The 1,410-nt window shown below is 69.4% G+C and carries 1 protein-coding gene; it reads left to right on the top strand.

Features of this window, described 5'->3' with window-relative positions:
* Window positions 1-163: 163 nt before the first annotated feature.
* The gene (locus ACIBO1_RS32280; protein ID WP_396753101.1) at window positions 164-1,396 is read left to right on the top strand and encodes an IS701 family transposase; all 1,233 of its coding nucleotides are present in this window, start codon (window positions 164-166) and stop codon (window positions 1,394-1,396) included.
* Window positions 1,397-1,410: the final 14 nt, after the last annotated feature.

Here is a 1,410-nt window from a genome sequence, read left to right on the forward strand (position 1 = left end):
TTAGTACTCCAACGTCACTTGGCTTGGGCGTCGGGCGTGGCGTGGGCATGGAGACGGCCACCGCGTTGATCATCGATGGTTTGTGAGGACAACCGAAGATCGTGCGGTGGCCGCGTGCCACAGCGTAGACCCCGCCGGGTGGCGGGTCATCTTGGACGAGGCGGTGACGCGTGTAGCTGGCCGGTTCGTGCGGGCGGAGCCACGCCGGATCGCCGGGCAGTTCGTGGAAGGACTGCTGTCAGAGGCCGAACGCAAGACCTGCTGGTCGCTTGCGGAACGGGCGGGTCACGCTGATCCGCAGGCGATGCAGCGGCTGCTGCGCACAGCGGTGTGGGACGCCGACGCCGTCCGCGACGACGTGCGGTCCTGGCTGATCGAACAGCTCGGGCACCCCGAGGCGGTGCTGGCCTGTGACGAGACCGGCTTCCTGAAGAAGGGCCTGTGCTCGGTCGGGGTCCAGCGGCAGTACACCGGCACCGCCGGGCGGATCGAGAACAGCCAGGTCGGGGTGTTCCTGGCCTACGTGTCACCGACGGGGCGGGCGCTGATCGACCGTCGGCTCTACCTGCCCGAGGCGACCTGGTGTCAGCAGCCCGAGCGTCTCGCCGCCGCCGGCGTCCCCGACCAGGTCGGGTTCGCCACGAAGCCTGCGCTGGCCCGGCAGATGATCGCCGCCGCGATCGCCGCTGGTGTCCCGTTCGGGTGGGTGACCGGCGACGAGGTCTACGGCGCCGACCCCGGCCTACGAGCTGACCTGGAACACCGTGGGATCGGCTACGTCCTGGCCGTCGGCTGCGACCGACGCGTTGCCGTCAACGACGGCCGCACCCTCGTCCGCGTCGACGACCTCGCCGACCGGATCCCCAGCCGCGAATGGCAGCCACACAGCTGCGGCCCCGGGGCCAAAGGACCACGCGAGTACCTATGGGCCTGGATCACCACCGCCACCAGCGCAGGTCAGCACCGGTGGCTGCTGATTCGCCGCAACCGCAGCACCGGTGAGCTGGCCTTCTACCTGTGCTGGTCACCCCGCCCGGCGCCGCTGCACACCCTCGTGACCGTCGCTGGTTCCCGCTGGAGCATCGAGGAGCTGTTCCAGTCCGGCAAAGGTCAGGTCGGCCTGGACCACTACCAGGTCCGCGGCTGGACCGGCTGGCACCGCCACGTCACCCTGGCCATGCTCGCCCTCGCCGTCCTGACCATCCTCGCCGCTCAGCAGCCCGACCCCGACCCGGAGATCATCGCGCTGACCATCGCCGAAATCCGCCGGCTCCTCAACGCCTTCGTCCTCGCCGTGACACTCCCACCCGCACACACCCTGCACTGGTCGGTCTGGCGACGAACATCCCAAGCCCGCGCCCGACGAACCCACTACCAGCGCAGACAGGCGAAGTGACGTTGGAGTATTAG

The organism is Micromonospora sp. NPDC049903 (assembly GCF_044460945.1).
Classification (GTDB): domain Bacteria; phylum Actinomycetota; class Actinomycetes; order Mycobacteriales; family Micromonosporaceae; genus Micromonospora.